This window comes from Tepidibacillus infernus (assembly GCF_048898065.1).
GTDB lineage: Bacteria > Bacillota > Bacilli > Tepidibacillales > Tepidibacillaceae > Tepidibacillus_B > Tepidibacillus_B infernus.
Genome location: NZ_JBLWFI010000001.1, coordinates 2,070,485 through 2,096,753, shown reverse-complemented (window position 1 = coordinate 2,096,753; position 26,269 = coordinate 2,070,485). Strand labels below are relative to the sequence as shown.

At 34.7% G+C, this 26,269-nt stretch carries 22 protein-coding genes and 1 pseudogene; 18 read left to right on the top strand and 5 right to left on the bottom strand.

The features are described 5' to 3' along the window. The 6 genes from TEPIDINF_RS10490 to TEPIDINF_RS10465 all read left to right on the top strand — a co-directional run. On the top strand, nt 1–235 hold a 235-nt coding region (locus TEPIDINF_RS10490), incomplete at its 5' end, for an RNA-guided endonuclease InsQ/TnpB family protein (protein WP_421691947.1). A gap of 119 nt (nt 236–354) precedes the next feature. Then, nucleotides 355–732 carry a plasmid pRiA4b ORF-3 family protein gene (locus TEPIDINF_RS10485; protein WP_068726430.1) on the top strand — a complete coding sequence of 126 codons (378 nt, stop codon included), beginning with the start codon at nt 355–357 and terminating at the stop codon, nt 730–732. Nucleotides 733–824: 92 nt separating this feature from the next. After that, on the top strand, nt 825–1,226 hold the full coding sequence (locus TEPIDINF_RS10480; protein ID WP_068726428.1) for a nucleotidyltransferase substrate binding protein: 402 nt from the start codon (nt 825–827) through the stop codon (nt 1,224–1,226). Continuing rightward, entirely contained in the window at nt 1,223–1,528 is a 306-nt protein-coding gene (locus TEPIDINF_RS10475) for a nucleotidyltransferase domain-containing protein (protein WP_068726426.1), read from the top strand. Before TEPIDINF_RS10480 ends, TEPIDINF_RS10475 begins: the two co-directional genes overlap by 4 nt. Nucleotides 1,529–1,712: 184 nt before the next feature. Next, the gene (locus TEPIDINF_RS10470) at nt 1,713–2,309 is read left to right on the top strand and encodes a type IV toxin-antitoxin system AbiEi family antitoxin domain-containing protein (RefSeq protein ID WP_068726425.1); all 597 of its coding nucleotides are present in this window, start codon (nt 1,713–1,715) and stop codon (nt 2,307–2,309) included. Further along, complete coding sequence (locus TEPIDINF_RS10465; RefSeq protein ID WP_068726423.1) at nt 2,309–3,205, top strand: nucleotidyl transferase AbiEii/AbiGii toxin family protein; 897 nt, start codon at nt 2,309–2,311, stop codon at nt 3,203–3,205. The genes TEPIDINF_RS10470 and TEPIDINF_RS10465 overlap by 1 nt, the downstream gene beginning before the upstream one ends. Here the strand turns inward: TEPIDINF_RS10465 and TEPIDINF_RS10460 are convergent. Beyond that, complete coding sequence (locus TEPIDINF_RS10460; RefSeq protein ID WP_068726421.1) at nt 3,202–3,420, bottom strand: VanZ family protein; 219 nt, start codon at nt 3,418–3,420, stop codon at nt 3,202–3,204. The two genes, TEPIDINF_RS10465 and TEPIDINF_RS10460, sit on opposite strands and share 4 nt — an antisense overlap. A gap of 182 nt (nt 3,421–3,602) precedes the next feature. Between TEPIDINF_RS10460 and TEPIDINF_RS10455 the strand changes: the two genes are divergently transcribed. Both TEPIDINF_RS10455 and TEPIDINF_RS10450 read left to right on the top strand, forming a co-directional pair. After that, nucleotides 3,603–4,631 (top strand): Wzz/FepE/Etk N-terminal domain-containing protein, encoded by a 1,029-nt coding sequence (locus TEPIDINF_RS10455; protein WP_068726418.1) that lies wholly within the window; start codon nt 3,603–3,605, stop codon nt 4,629–4,631. 32 nt (nt 4,632–4,663) lie between these two features. After that, entirely contained in the window at nt 4,664–6,643 is a 1,980-nt protein-coding gene (locus TEPIDINF_RS10450) for a polysaccharide biosynthesis protein (RefSeq protein WP_421691946.1), read from the top strand. A gap of 27 nt (nt 6,644–6,670) precedes the next feature. Here the strand turns inward: TEPIDINF_RS10450 and TEPIDINF_RS10445 are convergent, their stop codons facing one another. Next, a complete protein-coding gene (locus TEPIDINF_RS10445; RefSeq protein WP_068726414.1) occupies nt 6,671–8,938 on the bottom strand; it encodes an O-antigen ligase family protein in 2,268 nt (755 codons plus the stop codon). Between the two features lie 215 nt (nt 8,939–9,153). Between TEPIDINF_RS10445 and TEPIDINF_RS10440 the strand changes: the two genes are divergently transcribed. Further along, the gene (locus tag TEPIDINF_RS10440) at nt 9,154–11,793 is read left to right on the top strand and encodes an S-layer homology domain-containing protein (protein ID WP_068726412.1); all 2,640 of its coding nucleotides are present in this window, start codon (nt 9,154–9,156) and stop codon (nt 11,791–11,793) included. 456 nt (nt 11,794–12,249) lie between these two features. On the opposite strand, the gene TEPIDINF_RS10435 is transcribed toward TEPIDINF_RS10440, so the two are convergent. Further along, nucleotides 12,250–13,131 carry a LysR family transcriptional regulator gene (locus tag TEPIDINF_RS10435; protein WP_068726410.1) on the bottom strand — a complete coding sequence of 294 codons (882 nt, stop codon included), beginning with the start codon at nt 13,129–13,131 and terminating at the stop codon, nt 12,250–12,252. Nucleotides 13,132–13,279: 148 nt separating this feature from the next. Here TEPIDINF_RS10435 and hutG point away from each other — a divergent pair, with 148 nt between their 5' ends. The 6 genes from hutG (at nt 13,280) to TEPIDINF_RS10405 (ending at nt 22,285) form a co-directional block, all read left to right on the top strand. Further along, nucleotides 13,280–14,233 (top strand): formimidoylglutamase, encoded by a 954-nt coding sequence (hutG, locus tag TEPIDINF_RS10430; protein WP_068726408.1) that lies wholly within the window; start codon nt 13,280–13,282, stop codon nt 14,231–14,233. A 30-nt stretch (nt 14,234–14,263) separates the two neighbouring features. Next, nucleotides 14,264–15,919 carry a urocanate hydratase gene (hutU, locus tag TEPIDINF_RS10425; protein ID WP_068726406.1) on the top strand — a complete coding sequence of 552 codons (1,656 nt, stop codon included), beginning with the start codon at nt 14,264–14,266 and terminating at the stop codon, nt 15,917–15,919. A gap of 11 nt (nt 15,920–15,930) precedes the next feature. Continuing rightward, nucleotides 15,931–17,199, top strand: coding sequence for an imidazolonepropionase (hutI, locus tag TEPIDINF_RS10420; protein WP_421691945.1), 1,269 nt, complete (start codon nt 15,931–15,933; stop codon nt 17,197–17,199). A 102-nt stretch (nt 17,200–17,301) separates the two neighbouring features. Continuing rightward, nucleotides 17,302–18,639, top strand: a complete 1,338-nt coding sequence (locus tag TEPIDINF_RS10415) for a YjiH family protein (RefSeq protein WP_068726402.1) — start codon at nt 17,302–17,304, stop codon at nt 18,637–18,639. 237 nt (nt 18,640–18,876) lie between these two features. Further along, the gene (locus TEPIDINF_RS10410; RefSeq protein ID WP_068727654.1) at nt 18,877–19,986 is read left to right on the top strand and encodes an ATP-binding protein; all 1,110 of its coding nucleotides are present in this window, start codon (nt 18,877–18,879) and stop codon (nt 19,984–19,986) included. A 22-nt stretch (nt 19,987–20,008) separates the two neighbouring features. Further along, nucleotides 20,009–22,285, top strand: a complete 2,277-nt coding sequence (locus tag TEPIDINF_RS10405) for a S8 family peptidase (RefSeq protein WP_421691944.1) — start codon at nt 20,009–20,011, stop codon at nt 22,283–22,285. Nucleotides 22,286–22,444: 159 nt separating this feature from the next. Here the strand turns inward: TEPIDINF_RS10405 and TEPIDINF_RS10400 are convergent, their stop codons facing one another. Both TEPIDINF_RS10400 and TEPIDINF_RS10395 read right to left on the bottom strand, forming a co-directional pair. Continuing rightward, nucleotides 22,445–22,522 (bottom strand): VanZ family protein, encoded by a 78-nt coding sequence (locus TEPIDINF_RS10400; RefSeq protein WP_201024221.1) that lies wholly within the window; start codon nt 22,520–22,522, stop codon nt 22,445–22,447. 694 nt (nt 22,523–23,216) lie between these two features. Continuing rightward, nucleotides 23,217–23,963, bottom strand: a pseudogene (locus tag TEPIDINF_RS10395) (IS4 family transposase). Nucleotides 23,964–24,195: 232 nt separating this feature from the next. On the opposite strand from TEPIDINF_RS10395, the gene TEPIDINF_RS10390 reads away from it, so the two are divergent. From TEPIDINF_RS10390 to TEPIDINF_RS10380, 3 genes are read left to right on the top strand one after another with little or no spacing between them, the layout of a single operon-like run. Beyond that, a complete protein-coding gene (locus TEPIDINF_RS10390) occupies nt 24,196–24,879 on the top strand; it encodes a Crp/Fnr family transcriptional regulator (RefSeq protein ID WP_161937330.1) in 684 nt (227 codons plus the stop codon). 15 nt (nt 24,880–24,894) lie between these two features. Next, nucleotides 24,895–25,644, top strand: a complete 750-nt coding sequence (locus tag TEPIDINF_RS10385) for a nucleoside phosphorylase (protein WP_068726391.1) — start codon at nt 24,895–24,897, stop codon at nt 25,642–25,644. A 16-nt stretch (nt 25,645–25,660) separates the two neighbouring features. Beyond that, complete coding sequence (locus TEPIDINF_RS10380) at nt 25,661–26,263, top strand: ECF transporter S component (protein ID WP_068726389.1); 603 nt, start codon at nt 25,661–25,663, stop codon at nt 26,261–26,263. Nucleotides 26,264–26,269: the final 6 nt, after the last annotated feature.

Genomic DNA, 26,269 nt, shown 5'->3' with positions numbered 1-26,269 from the left:
TAGCTGGGGCATGTTCACCACCTTTCTCCAATACAAGTTAGAGGAGCAGGGGAAAAAGCTTATTAAAATAGATAAGTGGTTTCCATCATCCAAAACTTGTTCATGTTGCGGTCAAGTAAAGGAGTCTCTATCTCTTTCTGAGCGCATATTCCATTGTGATTGTGGTTTTGTGGCAGATAGAGATTGGAACGCTTCTATCAATATCAAGCGTGAAGGATTGCGACTGTTAGTATAATCATAAATAGAGCATGGAACAGGCTCGATAGCTAAGTAAATTTCGTACCGTTAGGTGCGATTACCTTAGAAGCCCCCACCTCTAAGCGAAGTGTAGGTGGCGGGTAGTTCACGCCTGTTATGAACTTGGTTTCTGATGAGGAAGCTTTTGCCTATCCCAATGATATAGAGATGAGGCATGAAAAAGGTATCCGACTTTCAGAATATATCCCTAAGTATAAAAGGCTAAAATATAATTATGATTTTGGAGATAATTGGCAGCATTATATTGAGGTGGAAAAGGTGATCGAGAATTATGACAAAAACTATCCTGTCTGCTATGAAGGTGAGGGGAACACACCTCCTGAAGATGTAGGTGGAGAATCCGGTTACGAAGAATTTCTTGAAATTATAGCTAATAAAGATCATCCAGAGCATGACGATATGATAGTATGGGGGAAAAGTCAAGGGTATGATGAGTTCGATATTGAGAAATTGAACAGAAAAATTAAGATGTAGAGAAGAATAGGGTGATAAGTCAATTGTTTTCCCATGTTATTGATAATGTGATAAAATTTGATAAATAAATTAAATGTGGGAGTATGATAATAATGAACTTAAAGGAAAATCGGTGGCGTCAGCGATTTGAAAACTTTGAAAAAGCCTATCGTCAATTTGACTTAGCTATACAAGATTTTGATAATCTTAGCGTGCTTGAGAAAGAAGGTTTGATTCAAAGGTTTGAGTATACATTAGAATTGGCATGGAAAACACTAAAGGATTATTTAGAATCTGAAGAAGTATTAGTAACCTTTCCAAGAGAAGTAATAAAATCATCATTTCACTATGGTCTTATTCAGGATGGTGAAACATGGATGGATATGTTGGAAAAACAAAATTTATTAGCCCATACTTACGACGAAGAGCGTTTTCAATTGGCAGTAATGAAGATTAAGGATAGTTATTACGCAGCTATAACACAGGTATATCGTGACTTAGGAGCAAAAAGATGAAGTTTGGGATACCAGAGAAAAGTATGAATTTAATTATTGGAGCTTTATCAAGGTGGCCAGAGATTGAAAAAGCGTCTATTTTTGGAAGTCGTGCCATGGGTAATTACAAAAATGGATCTGATGTTGATCTAGTTATATATGGTTCTCAGTTGACGCAAGAGATAATTAACCATTTGAGTGTATTATTAAACGAAGAATTACCTTTACCCTATTATTTTGACATTATTCATTACGAAACTTTAAAACATAGGCCATTAAAGGATCATATAGACAAATATGCAAAGTGCTTTTATAGTTGTTAAAAACCATTCAGAAATGACATGAAAAAGGCCACGTTATAAAGCTTTATTCGTTGCTTAATTCCAATACTTCCCAAAAGGGGTCTACTTTTTAAATCTACAATCTTGCTCTTTGGCTAAGTAATATGATAAAATTGCACTAAATTACCCGCTTTGCGAAGTAGAAAGCGGATATTGAGGTGCAAAAATGATTAATATAGATGTTATTAAAAATGAATTTAATAAGCATGGAGGCGTACTTAAAACATCAGAACTTAATGCTATTGGGCTTTCAAGTCGTCATATTAAAAAACTTCTTGAAGAAAATGTACTTACTAAAATCAAGCAGGGATATTATGAACTATCAAATAATATTAATCCAGAGGAAGCCGTTATAGCGCGGCTATTTCCTCATGCAGTCATTTTTCTTGAAAGCGCACTAATTCATTACGGCTATACCGATCGAATACCCTCCGCTTGGCAGATAGCGGTTGATAAAGATAGCGAAAAAAGCCAGTATAAAATCGAATACCCTCTAATAGAGCCTTTTTATTTAGAACCAAAATTTTTAGATGTTGGTCTTGATACCATTCAAATTGAAGGTGTTACGGTGAAGATTTTTACCCGTGATCGGACCATATGTGATGTTCTTCGTTATGAGAACAAACTTGAGAAAGAAGTTTTTAACAATGCAATCCAACGTTATGTTAAAGATCAAAAGAAAAATATAACAAAACTGTTTGAGTACGCTGAATTGTTTAATATCAAAAATAAGGTTCAAACCTATATTGGAGTGTGGATATAATGGCTGATATCGCAGCATCAATTTTAGCTAAGTTAAAGAACAAATCAAAAGAAAAAGGTATTCAACTTCAACAATTATTGAATCTTTTTTGCCAAGAAGAGTTTATACGAAGGTTATCACAATCGAAATACAGAGATAATCTGATTCTCAAAGGCGGATTTCTTCTATATACTATCAGCGAATTTACAACTAGGCCAACAGTTGATGCAGATTATCTTTTAAAGAATCATTCAACTGATTTACATTCGATAGAAATACTAGTTGGTAAAGTTATTTCCACACCTAGCAAAAATGATTTTATTAGGTTTGAGATTCGAGGGTTAGAAGTAATTAGTGAAATAAAAGAGTACCATGATATCCGAGTTAATCTAATTGGTTTAATTGGAAATACCAAGACACCTTTTAGCATTGATTTTGGAGTCGGAGATATTATTGTTCCATCGGCAGTAAAAAGAAAACTACCGGTTGTTCTTTCTGAGTTTGAAAAGCCTGAAGTATTAACATATTCGTTAGAGTCTACTGTGGCTGAAAAATTAGATGCCATCATATCATTAATGGAAGCTACAGGTCGTATGAAGGATTTCTACGATATTTATTATCTGGCGACGACATTTGACTTTGAAGGTAGAAAATTACAAGAGGCAATTTACGAAACTCTTTCTAATCGAGGTACACCATATGAAAAAGATTCTGTTGCTATAATATCAAAATTAGTTAAGGACGATGCAATTCAAAAACGGTGGAACAACTTCTGTAAAAAAGTATTGAAGTTTGAAAAAAGTCTTGATTCTGTTATTGGCGTCATTATTGATTTTACGTTGCCGCCTTTTATGGCAATAATCAGCGAAGATGAGTTCTTTGATACATGGAGTTCTAAAGAGCGAAAATATGTTTAACCGACCCCTTTTGTTGCTTTCTCTCTATATCTAATCGGAACCAATGAATACGTGATGAGGGCAATAATCATACCAATACTATAGATTACTACATCTGACCACCGGCCATCACGAAAACCTGTTAAAGATTGATGATATTTATCACTCATCGCATAAAGAAATGAGATGAAAAAGGTCACCCATTTTTCTCCGACCAAATCAGAACTGGCCCCCATGTAATCATCCTGTTCCCCTCCTAATTCGCAATGAACTTATACATAAACCGTAATAATAAATTTTGTAGTGTAAAATTTGTCGAAATTAGCAGGAAATTTGTTTGCTATTGTAGAAAAATAAATAATTGTACTATTTTTAAGTTTATAAAATACATAATAAAGGTTTAAAGGTGGTAAAATTCATGGAAAACGTTGAAGAAATATCTTTAAGGGAATTGATTGAGATTTTGCTTCGAGGGAAGAAAACCATTGCAGTCGTTACTCTAGCAGCAATGTTTGTAAGTGCTATTATCAGCTTTTTTGTTCTCTCGCCTACATATCAAATAACAACGGCGGTTGTTGTTAAACAAATAAAAGGGACAGAAAGTAGTTCAATTATCAGTAAGATGATGAACCAAGAAGAAGTTCCAATTAATACGTTGATAAGCGCATTCGATAATGTCATTGCTGGTTCTAGAATGTTAGAACAAGTAAAGAAAATTTCACCAGAATGGAAAGGGATTCAATCTGGAGCATTAAATAACTTGATTAAAGTAGATTTAGTAAAAGATACAATGACTGTCAATCTTACAGTTAACGCTCATTCTGCAAAAGATGCAGTCGCATTAGCTAACATTGTTACAGCAAGGTTTCAACAATTTATTGAAGATCAAAACTTCGATACGTTATCAGCAAATGTAAAATCTACGAAGAGACAAGTGGAAATGGATATGGCTTTATTAAAAAATAAATTAGCTAAGATTAAAGAAGAAATGGCAAAGGTCGATAAGTCTCTTATCTATCAAAAGTCGATTGTAGATGATCCCTATCTACAGGAATTAGCAGCCCGATTAGGGAATACAAATGTGGTAAATATAAGTAAATTGACTGTTCAAAATGAGGAACCAAATCCTGCTTACATTAAGTATTTGGAAGATTATGCTGCTAACCAATTGGCTCTAAGTGATCTTGAAAGTCAACATACTGAATTAACAAAGGCAGAGGGTCAACTAAAAGAGATTGCAAAAGAAACAGGAATTAAGGCTTCTGTTGTACGAAATGTCATTGAACCTGAAAATCCAGTGAAACCAAATAAATTATTAAATGTGGCAATCGCAACTGTGTTGGGCTTTATGCTAGGAGTTTTTTGGGTTTTCTTGAAAGAATATTGGAATAGCACAAGTTCTTCAGTAGATATAAGAAAAGCAGTTGTTGTAGATACAAAAGATTAAACTTGAATCAAAGTAAAGGACGGGGAGGAATCTTGAGCTTTCGCCTGCGCTATTTATTGTTAACGTTGATTGACTCTGTAATTATTGCAGTATCTGTCATTATGGCATATTTTTTACGTTTTGATTTTAAAGTAAGGACAGAACTGTTTATCTTTATCCCATATGTAATCATCATGCATTTGGCAATTATTTTAATTGTTTTTAACTCAATGAGATTATATAAAAGGGTTTGGCAATATGCCAGTATTGGAGAACTGATTTCCATAGTAAAGGCAGTAACCATTTCGGAAGTGTTTTTCTTTTCCTTTCATAGTTTAATACAATATATGTACCCGAATGTAGTAGTCCCCCGTTCCATTTACTTATTATCTTTAATGTTAATTATTGCTGGAATAGGAGGATCTCGTTTAACTTGGCGAATCATTCGCGATGATTATCTAAAAATCCAGCCCTATCATAAAAGGGCTTTGATTATTGGTGCAGGGAATGCAGGGGCATTGATCGCTAAAGAATTAAAACATTCTCCAGATACGGAATTTTACCCTGTTGCTTTTATCGATGATAATCCTTCCAAGCTTAATTTAGAGGTACTTGGCCTACCAATTGTAGGGACAAGGGAAGATATCGTAAATGCAGTAGAAAGGTATGGTATTCAAGAAATCATCATTGCAATCCCATCTGCTCCAAAATCAGAAATTGCTGAAATCATTAATATTTGTAAGCAAACAAAAGCGAATATTAAAATATTGCCAAGAGTTTCAGATTTGGTGTCGGGGAAAATTAGTGTAAAAATGATTCGTGATGTTCATGTAGAAGATTTATTAGGGCGCGAACCAATAGAAATAGATTTATCTAGTATTGTTGGATATGTAAATGAGAAAGTCGTTTTAATCACAGGGGCAGGTGGATCAATTGGATCTGAACTATGTAGACAGATAGCTCCTTTTTCACCTAAAAGGCTATTATTACTTGGACATGGGGAAAATAGTATCTATGAAATAGAGTTAGAACTAAGAAGAAAATATCCAAATTTAGAATTAGAAACGATTATTGCCGATATTCAAGACAATCGAAGATTGAACCATGTTTTTGAGACGTACCGACCAAATGTCGTTTTTCATGCTGCAGCTCATAAACACGTTCCTCTTATGGAACGAAATCCTAGTGAAGCAGTAAAAAATAATATTTTTGGTACGAAAAATGTTGCAGAATGTGCGCATGAATATGGAGCAACTCACTTTGTAATGATATCTACAGATAAGGCGGTTAATCCCACCAGTATCATGGGCACAACCAAACGAATTGCCGAGATGATTGTTCAACATTTAAATGCTATTAGCAACACGAAATTTGTTGCCGTTCGTTTTGGCAATGTTCTTGGTAGTCGAGGTAGTGTTATTCCTATTTTTAAACAACAGATTTTACAAGGCGGCCCTGTTACCGTAACTCATCCTGAGATGGTTCGTTATTTTATGACGATTCCAGAGGCTGTACAACTTGTTATTCAAGCAGGAGCTCTTGCTCATGGCGGAGAGACATTTATCCTTGATATGGGAAAACCGGTAAAGATAGATACTTTGGCTCGAGACTTGATTAGATTATCTGGCTTTGAACCAGATAAAGATATTAAAATTAAATACACAGGGATACGTCCTGGTGAGAAACTATTTGAAGAAATATTAACAGATGAAGAAGGCACAAAGGCAACAAAACACGATCGAATTTTTGTTGGAAGACCAATAGAGTATGATAAAGATAATTTGTTTAAAATGATAGATAAATTAAAAAATATAGTATCAAGTAACAAATCTTCATCTAATGAAATTAAAAAAATATTAAAAACAATTGTCCCGACATATCATTTTAACAGTGAAACAAAGTTAAACGTAATTAATAGAAATAATTATAATTCTAATATTAAACAAGACCTTGAGATTGAGTTATCAAAACAAGAGCTGAAATTAGCAAAGATAGAATTAGCTTCTGGGTTAGAAAGTAAAGCCACTCCCTAAGGAGTGGCTTTACTTTTGAGTATGAATTTATTTTTCCCAAGTTGTATAAATGTCAACTAAAATTTGATCTATCCCTAAAGGTTGGCCTAATTTTTTAAATTCATTGACTTTACTTGGTTGTTTTAATTTATCATAAGCATAAATTGTCCAAGCAATTGCCTGTTTTTTAATGTTCTCATCTTTTTGTTTTGTTAATGGAATAAGTAAGTTTAAGCCCTCATTATATTTTCCTTCAATAATATACGTTTGTCCAACATATTGAAGCATCGTTGGAGAAGGACGAAACGTTGAGTACCGTAATGTTGGAATTTGTTGATCAAGGTATCTTCTTTTTTCCATCAACTTGTTATATAATGGTTTAATTTGATCTAGTAGCTTTTGGGAATTGTCTAATTTACCTTGTTCCTTATTGTATTGTGCATAATTAAATAAATAGACAATTTTTTGAGTATATAGAGGTTCTCTCCATGAACCATTCTTAATTCCTTTATCCAATACTTCTATTGAATCTTTTATATACCCCATCGCCCCCATCTTTTGCGATAGTTGTAATAAAAAACTTGAATCTTTACGTCTGTTATCTTTTAAGGTGATGATTTCTTTCGTAATATCATTAACTATTTTCTTGTCTTGATTATATCCACTAATAGATTGCAACACGTTTATCTTTGTCATTCGATAATCTAATTGATAGGGATTCGCTTTAATTGCTTTATCCATGATTCCTTCTGCTTCAACCAGAGTTTTACCAGTAAATTGCGTCATTAGCCTTTCAGCATAGACAAAACGCCCCAACCAGATGATACTTATGAAACTGATAATAGTTAGAACCGTAAAGAAGGAATAGGGAATTGCCTTATCTTTTAATAATTGAAGTTTTATATCAAATGGTTCAGTAATTAAAGCTAAAAGAACCATGATAATCGCTGAGAAATAGGCAAAAGACATATTAAAGTCAATAAAACTATGAGCTAATAAGAAAAGCACTGCAAAACCAAAAGTGACCATTTGATTTTTTCTATCCGTATCCATTAACTTGAAAGATCGAATGAGATCATAGAAGATACTAGCAAAAAAACCTAAAAGAAAGATAAAGCCTATGATTCCAACTTCTAAGATCGTTTGTAGGTAAAAGTTATGTGCCTGTGCTGAGGTATAAGGGTATGTTTGGTAACGCTCATAGAGTTGTCTCCAAGACCCACCACCAGCACCGAACCATAGATAATCCTTCATCATGTTTGTTGCATCATGATTAAAGAGGTTTCTTTGTACTACACTATTTGTTTCAAGATTGATAGTAGCTATTCTTTGTTGAATAGATTTAGGCAGTTTATCTAAAAAAACACCATCTTTGATCACAAAAAAAACTATCAGGATACCAATAACTAAGAGAATTGGAAATAGCCAACGTAGCTTTTTTACGTTAACTAATTTATTGTTAATTTTAGAGATCAAATAATGAGAAATAAAATAAATAGAAAAAACCACAACAGATGTAATTCCAATCAATAAAAACCCGGTTGAACTGTTTTTATCAACAATCGTTTGATTTAGTTTTTCAATAGTAAATAGTAATCCAAATCCTATTAAAAGAGAATGAATAAGGTATAGTAACTGCTCACGAAACTTGAGAATGAAGATCGGAATCACCCATATCAGAGCAAAGAATAACCATGCCCCTCTTGAATAGGTAAAGATCATCGTAATAAATAATAGAAAAGATCCAATAGAAGAGAAAGCAAATCCTTTCTTTTCAGATGTTGAACGAATAAGAAGGCTCATCAATCCAGCCGCTAAAAAGGCGCCTAATGTATTTGGATATTGAAAAACAGAAGATATACGATTTCCTAAAAATGCATCTCTAAAATCTACTAACTGATAAGCACCTAACCAACCAAAAATAGCAATCCAAATTGTTGAGAGGATAAAAGCAGCCCAAATCAGATCTTTCATCCATTTCTTTTCTTTTAGTAAATAAACCCCAATAAAAATAGAAGCGTACATTACCCAACGAAAGAATTGTTGAAAAGCGAGTAATTGATTTTCAGCACGAAAGACATTGATTCCATAAATTACAGGGATAAGCAAGAGGAACCAAACAGCAGGCAGCTGAAAAGCATTTTTAGTTTCTTTCATATTGGTGAAGATCATTAACAAAACAATAGAAATCATTCCTAATTCAATCCAATAAAAATCAACATCAAAAAATAAACCTCTTAGATAAGGGGCACCTATTATAAAGGCGAGTATACTAGCTAACCCAAGATAGTTGATCGATTTTCTAACCAATTGCACCTTTATTCACCACTCCATTACATAAATTCAATATTTTTTCTTTAGTTGAAATATACAAACTTAATCTTTTGTGGGCTATTATGATCGTACCACGTTTGTCAATTGAAGAACACCTTTTATCAGAAAAAAAGTGAGATTTGTCGCAAAATAGAAGGGTTTGGAAGAACTGTGTCGAATAAGTTAAAAGATACAAAAATACAGCAGGGAGTGGTTTGATGAGGAAGCTACGGACACTTAACGTTGTACTCGTATTTATTTTAGTCTTTGCCTTAATTCCATTTGGGGCATTTGCCAATGCAGAAGGGTTTTCTCCATTTAAAGATGTGGGGAATAAACATTGGGGACTGCAATATATTTTAAAAATGCAGCTGCGTGGTGTTGTAACAGGGTATGGGGATGGTCGCTTTCAGCCAGATAAAACGGTATCACAGTTAGAGGCTGTCGTGATGGCAGTTCGAGCAATGGGTTTAGAAGATGAGGCTAAAACTGCTAATACGACACAAATCGACAATTTAGGATTATCCTTACCAAAAGGTTGGAATGCAATTGGATATGTTGCTGTTGCTGCGCAAAAAGGTCTAATCGAAGCAGATTTATTCAACCCAAATCAAGGTGCTTCAAGAGCATGGGTGGCTCAATTGATCATTCGAATGATTGGTGCAGAAAATGAAGTAGGAAGCACTGCAACAACAAGCTTCGTAGATGATTCTTCCATTCCAAGTTATTTAAAGGGCTATGTTGCATTAGCATCAGAAAAAGGAATCATTACTGGAAGCTATAACGCAAATAGCCAACTTCAATTTAACCCGAATTCAACCGTAACAAGGGCACAATTAGCTACAATGATTGGCAGAACTGACCGTTTTATGGCAGATGTGGATGGTCAATTACCTGTAGGTACCATTCAATCAATAACCAATAATATTTATACCATTAAAACGGAAGACGGCGTTACAGGAACATACATCTTTTCAAGTAAAGCTGCTTTATATAATCCAGATGGTTCAAGCATTCAACTTGCAGATTTAAAGCAAGGTGATCAAATTCGTTTTGGAGTAGATAGCCAAGGCTATATTGTTTATCTAGAGCAGCTAGATGAAGTTATGCCAGTTAACCAGACGCAGATTACAGGAACGATTGTACAACATCTTGTGGCAGATCAATTGCTTACCATCAAAGATGAAAATGGAAAATTGAATGTTTATCGTTATGATCAAAATACAAAAGTAAAATCTAGTTCTACAGTTTCTGTAGATATTTCAAGCCTAGCTGTTGGAAATGAAGTCATACTATATTTAGACATGGAAAATAAAATCCTGACGATTGAATTAACATCTAACTTAAACCTATCCAATAATAAAGGAACGATTTATTCCCTTGATCTAGAAAATAAGATCATCATGATAGAAGATAATGGAAAATATAGAGCCTTCTCCTTATCTGACCAAGTCATTGTCGAGTATGCAGGTGTTCGCTTTCCAACGGTAAAAGACTTACAAAAAGGTGATCAAGTTGAGCTTGTCGTGGAAAATGATCAAGTTACTACGATTCGGATGATTCAACCCTATCAAAATGTAACCCTAAACGGTAAAGTTGTGGTTGTATCCACATCAGACCAAATTTTAACCCTTCGCCTAACGGATGGTTCTCTAAAAGCATATGAAATATCTGAACAAGCAGATATTCAAATTGAAGGGATTAACAATGCAACCTTAGCGGATTTAAAAGTGGATGATGAAGTCAGCTTTACTGTAGAAAACCAACGCCTTGTTTCCTTAACAGTACTCAATCGTTTCTATCTTAGCGATTTAACAGGAACGGTTAAAAGTATTGATACGGTGAATCGCTATCTAACAATTGAGAATAGTAAAGGGGAATTAAAGACATATCCCATTGATGACTATGTTGACCTAGATCTTGATTTAAGATATCCAGAGATCGAAGATATTGAAGTAGGGATGAAAGTTTCCTTGAAATTAAAAGATAATCTCATTTATGCAATCACCTTAAATAATACGGTTGAAGGTGAGTTTGTTCGGATTGATGATCAGGAAGATTTTATTACCCTTAAAAACGAACAACGTCAAACTTTAACTTATCGGTTAGATCCAGATGTAGACGTAAATATTGCCAATGAAACCAGACCTGACTTATCTGATTTAGAGGTTGGACAGGAAATAATCGTAACGATTAAACAAGAAGTCGTTACAAAAATTGACGTAAGAACTGCAGGAACCTATACCTTAACGGATATCAGTACGAGTAGAAAAAGAATTACAGTGGATATTGATGGAGATGAAGACTACTACTATTTATCTAGCTCGACCACTCTATCCATTCCAAACGTATCAAAACCAACGATCGAGGACTTAAAAGAAGGAGATACAGTACAATTAACATTTATCGGCGACGATTTGGAACGTATAGACGTTATTCCACCAACATATGGAACGATTGCTTCAATTGAAACCTACCGAGAGCAACTCATTCTAAATACCTCTGATGGACAAAAAACGATCAGTCTAAATAACTCGGTAACTGTTTATAATAGTAACGGTACTGAAATGTCGATCAATAATCTAAAGACAGATGATTATGTCAAAGTGGTTGAAGTGGGTAGTGAAATCCTGATCACACAAATGGAAAAAGTATCAGGAACACTAACAACCGTCAATGTAAATGATGGAAGAATCTATATCCAAGATACCTCAGGAATGTACAAGTCCTATCAATTAGCAAAAGATGTTCGTGTTTGGAAAGGTACTGCAACCTATCACTTAGGAGATTTACAACAGGGCCAATCCTTAACCTTGTACCTTTTGGATGATGTAGTGATTGGGATTAAAGTAAATTAAAATTCAATTATCTAGTTTAGAAGAGGCCTTATCTTGATCGATATAGATAAGGTATGATATAAAGCTAAATAAATCAGAAAGGATTGCTAATGCAGCAAAAATATTAAAATCTAGAAAATGCAAGTAGTTAGCTTATTAAGTTTAATTGAGGCAACTCAAGATGAGACTGAAACCTTTCTACACAAAAATGCAATTCCAAATGAAAAAAGAGCTTTAACTCGTACTAGCTTAGTAGTGGATGCTAGAAAACTGTGAACTAGTTTATGATTTAATTGGTTTACGAATTGTTTGTGTAGAATATGATGATATCCCATATCTAAATGATTTTTATTTAAAAAATGATTTTAAGATTCTTCAAGTAAATAGGAATCAAAAAATACTAGCATATTTAAGATTTTAGTATGTATAGAACCCATAATTTTATAGGGTTCTTTTTTTACTTTTATACGGAAAAGGCTACTCCCCAAAGAACTCTTTCACTAAATCAATAAATTTCCAAACAATTTCCGGTATAAACCTGTTCTTTACATAAGCTAAATATACTGTTCTCTCTACCGATATATCTTTTATTGATTTCACAACATTAACCGTTTTTGCATATTTAACATAATTTTCTGGAACAAGAGTGATTCCCAAATTTTTTTCGATTAAGTGGGTAGCTGTCTCAAACCTTTCTATTTCAAATTGTATGTTTGGCTTGATTCCTAATTGGCGGAAAGCATTTAAGATATCCTCACGTGATTGAAAACCTTCTTTGCAAACAATCAAATGATCTTCCGCTAATTCTGCTAAATGGATAAAAGGCTGAGATGCAAGGGAATGGGTTGGTGGTAAAAGAGCAACCAATTTTTCCATATAAATTGGAATGACATGGATCTCTTCCCGATTAAGAGGTTGATTCGTGATCGCAAGATGAATATCAAAATTAAGAAGTGCTTTTTCTACTTCCTCTAAGCTTAATATTTCCAATAGTTTGATGCGAACTTCTTTGTACTGTTCTTTCAAAGCAATCACAATCTCCGGTAACCAAAGCATAGAGCTTTCAATTAAGCCTATTTCCAATTCAGCTGGACCTGTATGCTTCATTTTCTTTACTTCTTTATTGATATGCTCATGATGGCGGATCAGCTTTTTTGCTTCTTGATAAAAAAAATCTCCTTCCCTCGTTAATTGGAAATTTCTCGTATCCCTATCAATTAACTTTAATCCAATTTCTTTTTCTAACTTTTTAATGGCATTGCTTAAAGAAGGCTGGGAGATGTGCAAATGTTCTGCAGCTTTCGTAAAACTTCTCTGTTCAACTAGCGTTACAAAGTATTTTAATTCACGAGCATCCATTCTTCTCACCTACATTTTATAGTTAATCGCTATAAATCTATTTTAAATAGGTATTTGTATCCCCATCATATCGAAAATATAATGGAATTAAAAGATCATGAAAATATAAAAAATTCTAAAAATGAAGAATATCTGGAGGTGAACTGCAATTTATCGTAATGCAAAAGAAAATCTATGGGTTGGCAGAAAGGATGGGGTAGACAAAGCTAGTTTACGTCTCCATCAAAGAGTGCAATGTTATCCAATTGATCATTTGCCATTATCAGATACAGAAAAAGAAATAGCAATTATTGGGTTCCAATGCGACGAAGGGGTGAAAAGAAACAAAGGGCGAATAGGAGCAGGCAAGGCTCCAGATGAAATCAGGAAATATTTAGCAAACTTGCCTTACCATTTAGAAGAAGATTCAAATATTATCGATGTAGGAAATGTGGTTTGTGAGGATGGAAACTTGGAAGAGTCGCAAAGGGAATTAGGTCTGTATGTAAGGGAATTGTTATATCAATCGAAATTCCCAATCATCCTCGGCGGTGGTCATGAAACCTTATTTGGACATTATCTTGGTGCTAGAGCTTTCTTAGGGGATGAGCCTTCGCTTGGAATCATTAATATTGATGCTCATTTTGATTTACGTGTTGAACCATTTGCTACTTCTGGAACAATGTTTAAGCAAATTTTAGATAAGGATCATCAAGTAGGGTATTTGGCTTTAGGGATTCAACGATTTGGAAATACCAAAAAACTATTTGAAACAGCAGAGGCCTACCATTGTACATACCTTTATGAAGAAGAGGTGGAAAAGATTGAACAAACCATTCAAGTGATTGATCGATTTTCTCAAACATATGATTATATGATCCTCACTTTGTGTTTTGATGCGATCCATTTAAATGCAGCTCCAGGTGTAAGTGCCCCATCTCCATTTGGGTTAGAACCAAAAACGGTGCGAAAATTGTTGCGGTATATTGCCAAAAAGGAAAACCTGCTTAGTTTTGATCTTTCAGAAGTTAATCCACAATTAGATGAAAACGGAAAAACAGCACGGTTAGCTGCTTATTTGCTAGCTGAATTGATGATGAGTATGTCTGATTATAAATTGTAAGAGTTTTATTTTTTGAAAGGAGTGGTTGGTGTGTCATTAGAGAAGGTTGAACAATATAGAGGGAACATATTGCATACAAAAGGATGGATCCAAGAAGCTGCCTTAAGAATGCTAAATAACAATTTAAATCCAGAAGTAGCCGAAAAGCCAGCAGAATTAATTGTTTATGGTGGAATTGGCAAAGCCGCACGCAATTGGGAGGCTTACGAAGCAATTGTGAGGGAATTAAAACAGTTAGAAAATGACGAAACCTTACTTATTCAATCTGGGAAACCAGTAGCTGTTTTCCGCACTCATCAAGATGCGCCAAGGGTTTTGATCGCGAACTCCAATTTAGTACCTGCATGGGCCAATTGGGAACATTTTAACAAATTGGAGAAAAAGGGATTAATCATGTATGGGCAAATGACCGCTGGGAGCTGGATTTATATAGGAAGTCAAGGAATTGTACAAGGAACTTATGAAACTTTTGCTGAACTTGCTCGCCAACATTTTAAAGGGACTTTACAAGGAAAGATCATCCTTACAGCAGGTCTTGGGGGAATGGGCGGAGCACAGCCATTAGCGGTTACAATGAATAAAGGGATCTGTATTGCAGTTGAAGTTGATCCTGAACGAATGGAAAGGCGTATTAAAACGAAATATTTGGATACATCCACAGATGATTTGGATAAAGCAATTGAAATGGCAAGACAAGCTGCAAAGGAAGGAACCCCTCTTTCGATTGGCCTACTAGGAAATGCCGCGGAAGTATTGCCGCAAATGTTGGAAAAAGGGTTTATCCCTGATGTATTAACCGATCAAACCTCAGCCCACGATCCGCTAAATGGCTATATCCCTGCAAACTTCACTTTAGCTGAAGCATCTGAACTAAGGAAAAACGACAAAGAAAAATATGTTGAATTAGCGAAGAAAAGTATTGCTGAACATGTTAAAGCAATGTTAGAAATGCAGAAAAAAGGTGCGATTACCTTCGATTATGGCAACAATATCCGTCAAGTGGCAAAGGATCAAGGAGTTGAACAAGCCTTTGATTTCCCTGGGTTTGTACCTGCTTATATTCGCCCGCAATTTTGTGAAGGAAAAGGACCATTTCGCTGGGTAGCATTATCCGGGGATCCAGAAGACATTTATAAAACAGATGAAGTGATTTTAAGGGAATTTAGTTATAATGAACCATTATGTAATTGGATTCGGATGGCACGTGAAAAAATTAGTTTCCAAGGGTATCCTGCACGAATTTGTTGGCTTGGTTATGGAGAACGAGCCAGATTTGGCAAATTGATCAATGATATGGTTGCAAGTGGAGAGCTAAAAGCACCGATTGTGATAGGCAGAGATCACTTAGACTCAGGATCTGTGGCTTCACCCAACCGCGAAACTGAGGCAATGAAAGACGACAGTGATGCAGTGGCGGATTGGCCTATATTAAACGCGCTTATTAATAGTGTGGCAGGTGCAAGTTGGGTTAGTGTTCATCATGGTGGTGGTGTTGGGATGGGTTACTCCATCCATGCAGGAATGGTTGTTGTTGCTGATGGAACTAAGGAAGCAGAAAAACGCCTAGAAAGAGTACTTACAACTGATCCTGGGATGGGAGTCGTTCGACACGTTGACGCCGGGTATGAGTTAGCAATCAAAACGGCAAAAGAAAATGGGATTCATATTCCAATGCTGAATGACTAGAGGGTTATAAAATGTTATACATTAAAAAAGCAGCACAGTTAATTACATTGCAAGGTCATTCAGATACACCAGCGATAAAAGAGCAAATGAAGAATCTTTATGTAATCGAAAATGGGAGCGTTTTGGTTCAAGAAAATAAAATTTTAGCGGTAGGCAAGGACGAAGATATACGACAACAATTTCACGAGGTAATAGATAAGGCTGAAGTGATTAAAGCGGAAAATAAAATCGTTACACCTGGACTTATCGATCCGCATACCCATCTCGTCTATGCTGGTTCAAGGGAAAAAGAGTATGTGATGAGACTTCAAGGAAAAACCTATATGGATATTATGAATGAGGGAGGAGGGATTCATGCTACTACACGCGCAACACAAGAGTCTAGCTTCGAACAGCTTTATATGGAAACAGCAAAGCGGTTAGATGTATTTTTATTGAACGGAGTTACAACAGTCGAAATAAAGAGTGGATACGGTTTAAGTCTTGAGCACGAATTAAAACAATTAAAAGTTGCAAAGCAATTAAATGAAGATCATGCAGTCGATATTGTCTCCACATTTATGGGTGCTCATGCTGTATCACCTATGTTTAAAACAAATCCGGATCTTTTTGTAGATCAAATCATTCAGGAGATGATTCCTGCCGTAGCTGAAAGTCGAATAGCAGAATTTAATGATGTTTTTTGTGAGAAAGGTGTTTTTACACCTGAACAATCCCGCCGCATTCTTGAGGCTGGAAAACAGTTTGGTTTAATCCCCAAAATACATGCTGATGAAATTGAACCATATGGAGGGGCTGAACTTGCGGTAGAGGTTGGAGCGATTTCAGCAGATCATCTATTAAACGCGTCTGAAAGAGGAATCAAAATGATGGCTGAAAAGGGAGTAATAGGAGTACTTCTTCCAGGAACGGCATTTTTCCTAATGGCCAAGTTTGCTCCAGCAAGAAAGATGATTGATAGTGGCATTCCAATTGCCTTATCTACCGACGCGAACCCGGGCTCTTCTCCTACATTTTCACTTCAATTTATAATGAATTTGGGATGTCTACAAATGGGGATGACACCTGAGGAAACAATTACGGCTACAACGATTAATGCCGCCTATGCCATCGGACGTGCTAAAGAAATTGGTAGCCTAGAGCCAGGGAAGAAAGCAGACATCGCTATTTTTAATGTACCGAATTATTTATTTCTTTCCTATCAGTATGGAATGAATCATATTGATACAGTGATCAAAAGTGGAGTTTTAGTTGTAAAAGAAGGGAAAATAGTTATTTAAACATACTCTTTAAGCCTTATAACCCCTAGTAAAAATTTTGCTAGGGGAAGTTTCAAAAAATAATAGTCTGAATATTTAAAATTTTAGAGAAGAGGTGTGTCTATGAGTAAGATTGAAACGGTTAATCCTGAAATAAAACAAATCAGGACAAATAATAGTAAAAACATTGCAAAATTTAGTGTTTATAGTTTAATTGGGATTTTTATGTTCTTTATTCCAATTACGATCAATGGCAAATCTTCCATTATGCTTGATCATCTCGTTACTTTTGTTCGTGATCTTGTTCCTAATCTGGTACCTTATTATTTGTTAATCATAATTGCATCGGGTGCTATTTATCCATTTGTAAAAGGAACTTGGAAAAAGGATAAGGTAAATATTGTATTATCCTTTTTTAAAATCCTAGGTTTAATTATAGCATTTATGATTAATTTTCAATTTGGCCCTGCTTGGCTTTTTACACCAGATATGGGACCATTCCTATTTAATAGTTTGGTCACTCCAGTAGGTATATTGGTTCCGATTGGAGCAGTTTTCCTAGCTATGCTCGTTAGTTACGGGTTATTAGAATTTATAGGTGTTCTCATGCAACCTATTATGCGACCTGTATGGAAAACACCAGGAAGATCTGCGATTGATGCTGTTGCCTCATTTGTCGGAAGCTATTCAATTGGACTGTTAATTACGAACAGGGTATTTAAAGAAGGGAAATACACAATTAAAGAAGCTGCAATAATCGCAACTGGTTTTTCGACTGTTTCGGCAACATTTATGGTTGTTGTAGCCAAAACACTTGGATTAATGGACATTTGGAATATTTATTTCTGGGTTACACTTATTGTAACGTTTTTAGTAACAGTCATTACAGTTCGTTTATGGCCGTTAAGTAAAATGAGTGATGGTTATTATAACGATATTGATGGTCAGCCAGAAGAAAAATTTCAAAAGGATCGCTTAAAAGTAGCTTGGAAGGAAGCAATGAATGTGGCCGAACAAGCACCTAATCTATTATTAAATATTTGGATGAACTTAAAAGACGGATTAGTGATGACAATGGCAATCCTTCCTTCAATCATGTCCATAGGTTTATTAGGATTAGTACTCGCAGAATATACTCCGGTATTTGATATTCTTGGCTATATTTTTTATCCTTTTACATGGCTTGTTCGTTTGCCTGAACCATTTTTAGCTGCTAAAGCAGCTTCAATGGAAATTGCAGAAATGTTTTTACCTGCTTTATTAGTTACAGAAGCAACATTAATAACGAAATTTGTTATTGGTGTGGTTAGTGTTTCAGCTATTATCTTTTTTTCAGCCGTCGTGCCGGTTATTTTGTCGACCGATATCCCCATCAGCATTCTTAAGTTATTAGTAATCTGGATAGAAAGAACGATTCTAACGATTGTTATTACAGCACCGATTGCATATTTACTGCTATAATGACTTGGTCAAGTATTATTGTATTTATGCAGTTATTGTGAGTTAACTAATAAGTTAAGTCCTCCTTGGATTATGTTATTCCTAGGAGGTTTTTTAAGTTTAGATTTATGTTTATTAAAGGAAATTTCCATTCGATAAAGTTATGTTTGCTGTTATATTCGAATAATATTGACTAAAAAAGGTGGTAATATTTATAATATTATTATTCGATAAGTAAATATGAAAGGTGTGTATCGAATGAATGCGGTTTATAAACAATTACCATCCTTGATTCGGGCTTCTTTAGAAGGAGATATAAGAACTGTTGAAATGTCTGCTCTTTCAATAATTAGAAAAATAAAAGAGGATGACCCAAAATTATCGATGGAATTAGCAGAAATTATTTCTACATATAGCGCTGGGGCGCCGCTCACTAGGTCAATAGGTATTACACCTCCCCCGGTTGACAATGAATCTTTTATGTCATTAGTAAATGTTAACGACTCAACAACATTTGATGAAATTGTTGTTTTAGATAACCATGTAGAACGATTAATTAAACAATTTTTAGCGGAAAGAAAACAAATTTCAAAATTAATAGCTAATGATTTAAAACCACCTAATAGTATTTTGTTTTATGGACCACCAGGAGTTGGGAAAACTTTATTATCCAAGTTTATAGCCCATAGTTTATCATTGCCTTTAATAACGTTAGATTTATCGTCTGCAATATCAAGCTATTTAGGTAAAACCGGGCAGAACCTGAAGAAAGTTCTAGATTATGGGAAAAACAATCCATCGGTACTTCTCCTTGATGAATTCGATGCAGTGGCAAAAAGAAGAGATGATCCAACTGACTTAGGGGAATTAAAAAGAATTGTTAATGTGCTACTAAAGGAATTAGAAGAATGGCCAACTCATTCAATTATAATTGGGGCAACCAATCATCATGAATTCTTGGATAAGGCAATTTGGAGAAGATTTGATTTAAAAATTGAAATACCATTACCAGGTGAAGAACAAAGATTTAAGTTATGGAAATTAAATATGAACAAAGGAACTATAGAAATTCAAGATATAATTATAAAAGCGATAGCTAAAGCGTTTAATCATGTTAGTCCGTCGGATATTAAACAAATCAGTCAATATGTACTTCGTCAAACTATCATTAATGGTTCCGATCCCATAAAGGTACTAATTGAAAAATTAAGAGAAGTGAATAATGATGACCGTTCAAACTTTAATAAAATTTTAATTTTTGCATTAAAGGAAATTTATGAAGGGAAAATATCCCAAGCGAAGATTGCTAATTTATTAGGTATTAGTGTTTCAACAGTGAATCATCATCTAAAGTCAAGTATTAAATAAAGTGTTAAGGGGGGAGAATGTTATGTCTGACAGGTCAAAACAGGATTATATGCCGATAATAGGCAATGGTGAAAAGATGATTGAACCTATTCAGAAATCATATGGGGGAGGAGAAACGGTATATCCAAGAAGTTACAATGAAGCAAAAAATAGAGTTAAAAAACAAGTAGAAGAGGTAAAGTTGCGAATAGAAAAAATTCCAGAAGAAAAAAGAATGAAAGAAGTTGTTATTACTTTAAGGCTAAATGAAAAGTTTCTTGCAAAATCATATACACCTGAAACCCTATTTAGACAAACTCAATTGCAAAATATCGGATCAAGAAGATGGGTATTTCAAAAAGACGATGAATTGAAGTATAGTAAAATGCACTTTGTTAAAATTGATCAAGAGGGTTTATCTTCATTTGATAAAATTCTTTCATCTGACGAGGCTTTGTTGTCGGATAGTTTTAAAAATGATATAAGGAAAATTGAAGAATTTTCCTTATTGGATGTTAGCGAAGTAATTCAGGGCTTTGATGATGATTGGAGGGAAGGGGCCGTTGAATTTGTACTCCACCCATATAATGAAGAAAATGATGTAATGGTTGGGAAATTTAAGGAAAACCTGTTAAACCAAGGGGTACAAGAGAACACAATAAAAATAAGGGAGTATGATGATGGGCCGACGTTTGTTAGCGCAGTGGTGGATATTAAAGTTATAAAAAATATTGCTGATTTTAATCCTTTGAGAACTGTTCATCCTTTAAGATTAAATTTTTTCCCTTCTCTAAGAGGTTCAACGAATGATACCAATTTATTATTACCCCCTATAGGAAAAGCGATTTCCCAAATAAAATTGGGGATTTTCGATGGTGGGATTAATTCGTCGCATCCTTTTTTAACAAAATATAGTAAAGAGAATAAATCTGTAAATACTGTCGCAATTAAAGAAGGTATAGAACATGGTACAGCTGTAGCTGGTGTAGCCCTATATGGAGATTTAAATCAATATGAGGCAAATAACCGGATTGAAGATCCAGTTGTTTTTGTGGAAAGTTTTCGCGTATTACCATTGAGTGACCCAACAGATTTAGATCTATATGAAGCTATTGATTTAATTGAAGAAGTAGTCCCGACTAGACATGATATTGATGTTTATAATTTATCATTTGGTCCTGTTGGTCCAATATTCGATGATGAAATTTCTAGATTTACATATTCATTAGATACATTGGCATGGAACTATCGGAAACTTTTTGTGGTTGCAGTTGGAAATGATGGAGAAAGACCTTCGCCTTATAATAGAATACAATCCCCTGCAGACCTAGTTAATGGACTTGGAGTAGGTGCTTATACTTATGATTACGAGTCTACAAATTGGAAAAGAGCAAGTTATAGCTGCGTAGGTGGGGGTAGAGAAGGGTGCAAGGTAAAACCTGATCTTTGTGCGTTTGGTGGAGATAGTCGATTCCCTATTCATTTATTAAATTTTGCAGATGATAAAACAAAACTACTTTCAGCTGGTACGAGCTTTTCAGCTCCGATAATTGCAAGTAAAGCAGCAGAAATAATAGGAAGATGTAATCGTTTCACTCCATTAGTTGCTAGAGCGCTATTAATACATTCTGCTAAAAACCCAAATCTAGTAGATGAACAAATTGGTTATGGAATAATTGATCAAAGCGTAGACGATATCCTAAGGTGCGATCGAAATCGCGTACACATTATCTATTCTAATTCGATGAACCCTACTGGTTTAGCAAAACTTCCAATACCATTACCTTTAAATATATCTATTTCATCAGATGTACATTTTTCTTGGACAATTGTAACTTTATCAAAAGTAAACCCATTACATATTGAAGATTATACAGAATCGGCAATAGAGGATACTTTCTATCCACATAGTAAGAAATATAAATTTACAAAAGGCAATAAGAGTAAAATCCTAAATATTGATCTGGATAAAATTAAAATTCAAGAGCTGTTAAATGAAGGGTATAAAAAAAGTAGTTTACCAGCTACTAATTCACCTGAACGTTATCAAACTGAGCTTGCAAGAAGAAATGACTTAAAATGGGATACTGTCGTCAAAAAATGGAAACGTATGAAAGTTAACTCCTTAGAGAGACCATTTTTAGTATTACATGGAATGGGTAGGAATGGTAGTAGTAATAGAATTGATTATGCAGTTGTGGTAACCATCAATATTCCTAAATACGCTGGTAATTTATATGAAGACATCTTAAATGAGTTTAGAATTTTGGAACCAATTGAAATTAAAAATAGAAATGAAGTAATGGTTCCAGTGAAATAATTATTCGAAGATGCCTGCGTTGCCGAAGCTAGAGCATGAAACAAAAATAACGTGAGCATTTTTAAATCCATTTTGATATTCTCCTTTCACCTTTAGTTGAAACAACCAATAGCTTACTAATGCAATAACGAACCCTATACTGTCAATCGCCACATCTGACTAGTGCCCAACACGAAATTCAGTTAACGATTGGTGGTATTCATCGCTCATGGCATAAAGAAATAAGACCATGAACATGGAAAGAACCTTATCTATTTTTTATAAGATAGGGTTCTTTCTTTAAACAGGTGGTTTTTTAAAAAAATAAATTGTTGTTGAGATCAAATCGATTAAAAAAGTATAATATTATCTAAAGAATTGTTTTTACACAGAAAATTAAAGGGGGTTTGTATAATGACAATTAATAATGATGAATTAGTTAAATTGATCCGAAACCTTCCTGAATCTGCTAAAAAATCAGCTTATGATTACCTGAAATTTCTGTCCCTAACTCATAAATGTCCAGATTGAGATGAAATATTAGAAATGGAACCAGAAGAAATCGATTTAAGTGAAGAAGAAGAACGCCAACTAAAGAATAACTCAGAATTTGTGTCGTGGGAGGAGTATATATTCTGACAATTGACAATCGTGGTGATGTATATAAATAATCACTAAGAAAAAAGACCTGCAGGTAGTAGGTCTTTTTTGCTTTTATTTTGCCATTTTTTTATTTCCGTGTGGTCTGTTTGACTCTTACAATATGGCAACATTTATGGGATATATTTTCATACCCCTAAGACATTTATCCTAAAATGTTATATTATTTAATCAGAATTCACTAGCGTTGCATAAATATAGTCAAAATTTTCAGTAAAAAAGAAAAGGTGATTCTGTCCATTTGGTAAATATATACATTTAAATACTGGAGTGACAGGAATCATGCTTTTATTTATGTGCTAGATCGTTCGTCAAACCGACGTAACCAAATATATGCTGGCTTACAAATCGCAGCCTTTAACCAGCGAGTGATTTGAAGTAAAGATTTCTTACTCTTCATCTCAAGTTGCACGAGAACATTTAAGCAATAAGTAATTAGTGCTAAGTAGATTTGATTTTGTATTGCCGTTTCACTCATTCCATAAAAATGTTTGATCTCAACATGCTGCTTGAGCCATTAAAAGAATAGTTCAATTGTCCAGCGTGATCGGTAAATTTCACTGATTTCTTCGGCGCTCAAATCAAATCGGTTCGTGATTAACCGAAGGTTATTCCCCTTTGTATCGATCACCTCAAGAAGGCGAAAGATATTTTCTGCCCGTTTTTGTGGTGTCCCGATGTAGACCATTTTATCAGCTAAAACCTTGCTACCTTCGGGAAGAGTAAAACGTTCGATTTCTCGTATGACGGCATTTTTCTTTAGCCTTGATACAAAGAAGTAACCATCATCTGTCATTCGATTAAAACGTTCATAGTCAACATACCCGCGGTCAAACACATTAAGTAGTGCATCACTCATGGCTTGTAAACTCTCGGTTTCATGCAGCTGAGCAAAAAGCAGAAGTTTAATAAAAGCCTCTGTTGTAAGTTTCTTGATGTAGTAATCTTGTTTACCATTTTCAACATGTTCAAAAATTTTTTTAAAATTTATGGGTGAAACCCATTTACCAAATGACGAAATTAGTGTATTCTTGTCCATAACATGAATTCCTTTACTATTGGATTTGGACAGGAATCACCTGTACTTCCATTGTAAAGGATTTTTTTGTTGTATGGACATATAATTTTTGAAGATTGCTATTATTTTGAATCATCAGATTTAATTAATGCAACGCTAGTGATCAGAATTATTAAATAAAATGGAGACATATAGGACACATGTCCTATCCCTCCATCGTACATATCTTTTAAAATTAAGGAGAAAGATGAATTTGGAAAAGATTATCAAATTAATTGAAGAAAATAAACATTTATATGAAATTTTGAAAAACTGTCCTTTTCGAATTTTAAAACAGATGGATGTTTATCACTTTCAACAAGGAGATGTTGTGATCAATCAAGGTGAGGTGATTGATCGATTTTATATCATTGTTGAAGGAACTGCTAACATTTATGTAATGTCCGAAAATGGAAGAGTCTATTCTCAAGCCATTTATCAAAGTGGAGACTTTATCGGTGAAATAGAAATTTTTGACCGATATCCTTCTGTCTCAAACGTAAAAGCTCTATCGAACCTTACTTTAATTGGAATTAAGGTTGAAGATTTCCTTGAGTGGCTGAATATCGATAACCATATGAGCTATTATTTTAATCGTAGTCTTGCAAAATATTTATATAACCTAGCTACAAAGTCGGGTGTAGATAGTTTATATCCACTAAAATATCGCTTGTGCAATCTTTTATTAAAGGAATTGGAACCCAACCGTAAAAACAAACAGATCATCCGTATCAGCAAAAATCAGATAAGCGAACAACTTGCGGTCACCTTAAGAAGCGTAAATCGTATATTGCGTGAGTTAAGAGAAAAAAAGATTATCCAATTCATAAACGATGGGATTAAGATTCTCGATATTGATCGTCTAAAGCAAGAAAGGGAAAATAGTATGTTGGAATAAGAAGGGAGAAATAACATGTCCACTGAGTTACAACCACATATTCAGTTAACAAGTGAAATAAAAGCAAAATACGCATTACTTCCAGGAGACCCGAAAAGAGTGGATAAGGTTAAACAACATCTACAACATGTTCAAGATTTAGCTTACAATCGAGAGTATAAGAGTATTTTAGGCTACTATAAGGATATTCCCATCCTAGTGGTGTCCACAGGAATTGGTGGGCCTTCAACAGGCATTGCCATTGAAGAACTAGCGAATATTGGGGTAAGCACACTCATACGAATTGGGAGTAGTGGTGCATTACAAGATTATATTAATCTAGGTGATTTAATTATTGCTACAGGATCCGTTCGCGATGAGGGAACTTCGAAAGCTTATATTGAATCTATTTTTCCAGCCATAGCTAACCATCATCTAGTAGCTGCATTAAGGCAAGTGGCAGAAATCCAAAATATTCCGTACCATATGGGGATTATACGAAGCCATGATAGTTTTTATACAGACCAAGAGGACAATATTGATGAATACTGGTCTAGAAGAGGACTATTAGGATCTGATATGGAAACGTCTACATTATTTGTCTTAGGAGCATTGCGAGGAATACAAACCGCCTCTGTATTAAATGTTGTCGTCCCGTCAAAAGGGAATCTACAAACAGGCATTAACAACCTTGTTGAGGGAGAAAAGCTATCTGCACAAGGGGAACAAAATCAAATCAAGGTGGCCTTGGAGGCAATTGCTTCCATTCACAATAAATCTAAATAAAGAGGAGGATTAAGCTATGGGTAAAAACAGTATGTGGACAATAAAGCTTTCAACTGCTGCGATTGCGCTGATCCCAGCAGCAATAGGGATCAACTATTTAGGGAAATTATTTGCAGGTTTGTTAAAACTACCATTATGGCTAGACTCAATTGGTACCATCTTAGCAAGTATGTTAGCAGGGCCAATTATTGGAGCTTTATCTGGAATCATTAATAATATTATATTTGGTATAACGGTCGACCCTATTTCAACCGTATATGCAGTCACAAGCGGTGCAATCGGTTTAGTTGTTGGGATCATGGCTTACAAAGGGTGGCTTAAAAACTTAAAGTCTGTAACTATGATGGGTTTAGTCGTTGGTTTAGTTGCTGCAGTCGTTTCCACTCCATTGAATATTATCTTCTGGGGAGGCCAAACAGGTAACGTATGGGGAGATGCATTTTATGCGTTTCTCGTATCCTATGATCTCCCAATGTGGCTAGCATCCTTTGGCGACAGCGTAGTCGTTGATGTACCAGATAAGGTTGCAACTGTTATTATTAGTTATTTTATTTTCAAAGGCTTACCAAAGAATTTTAATACAATTTTTCGAGGCAGTGAGAAAATCGAAGAACTATAAAAGGAT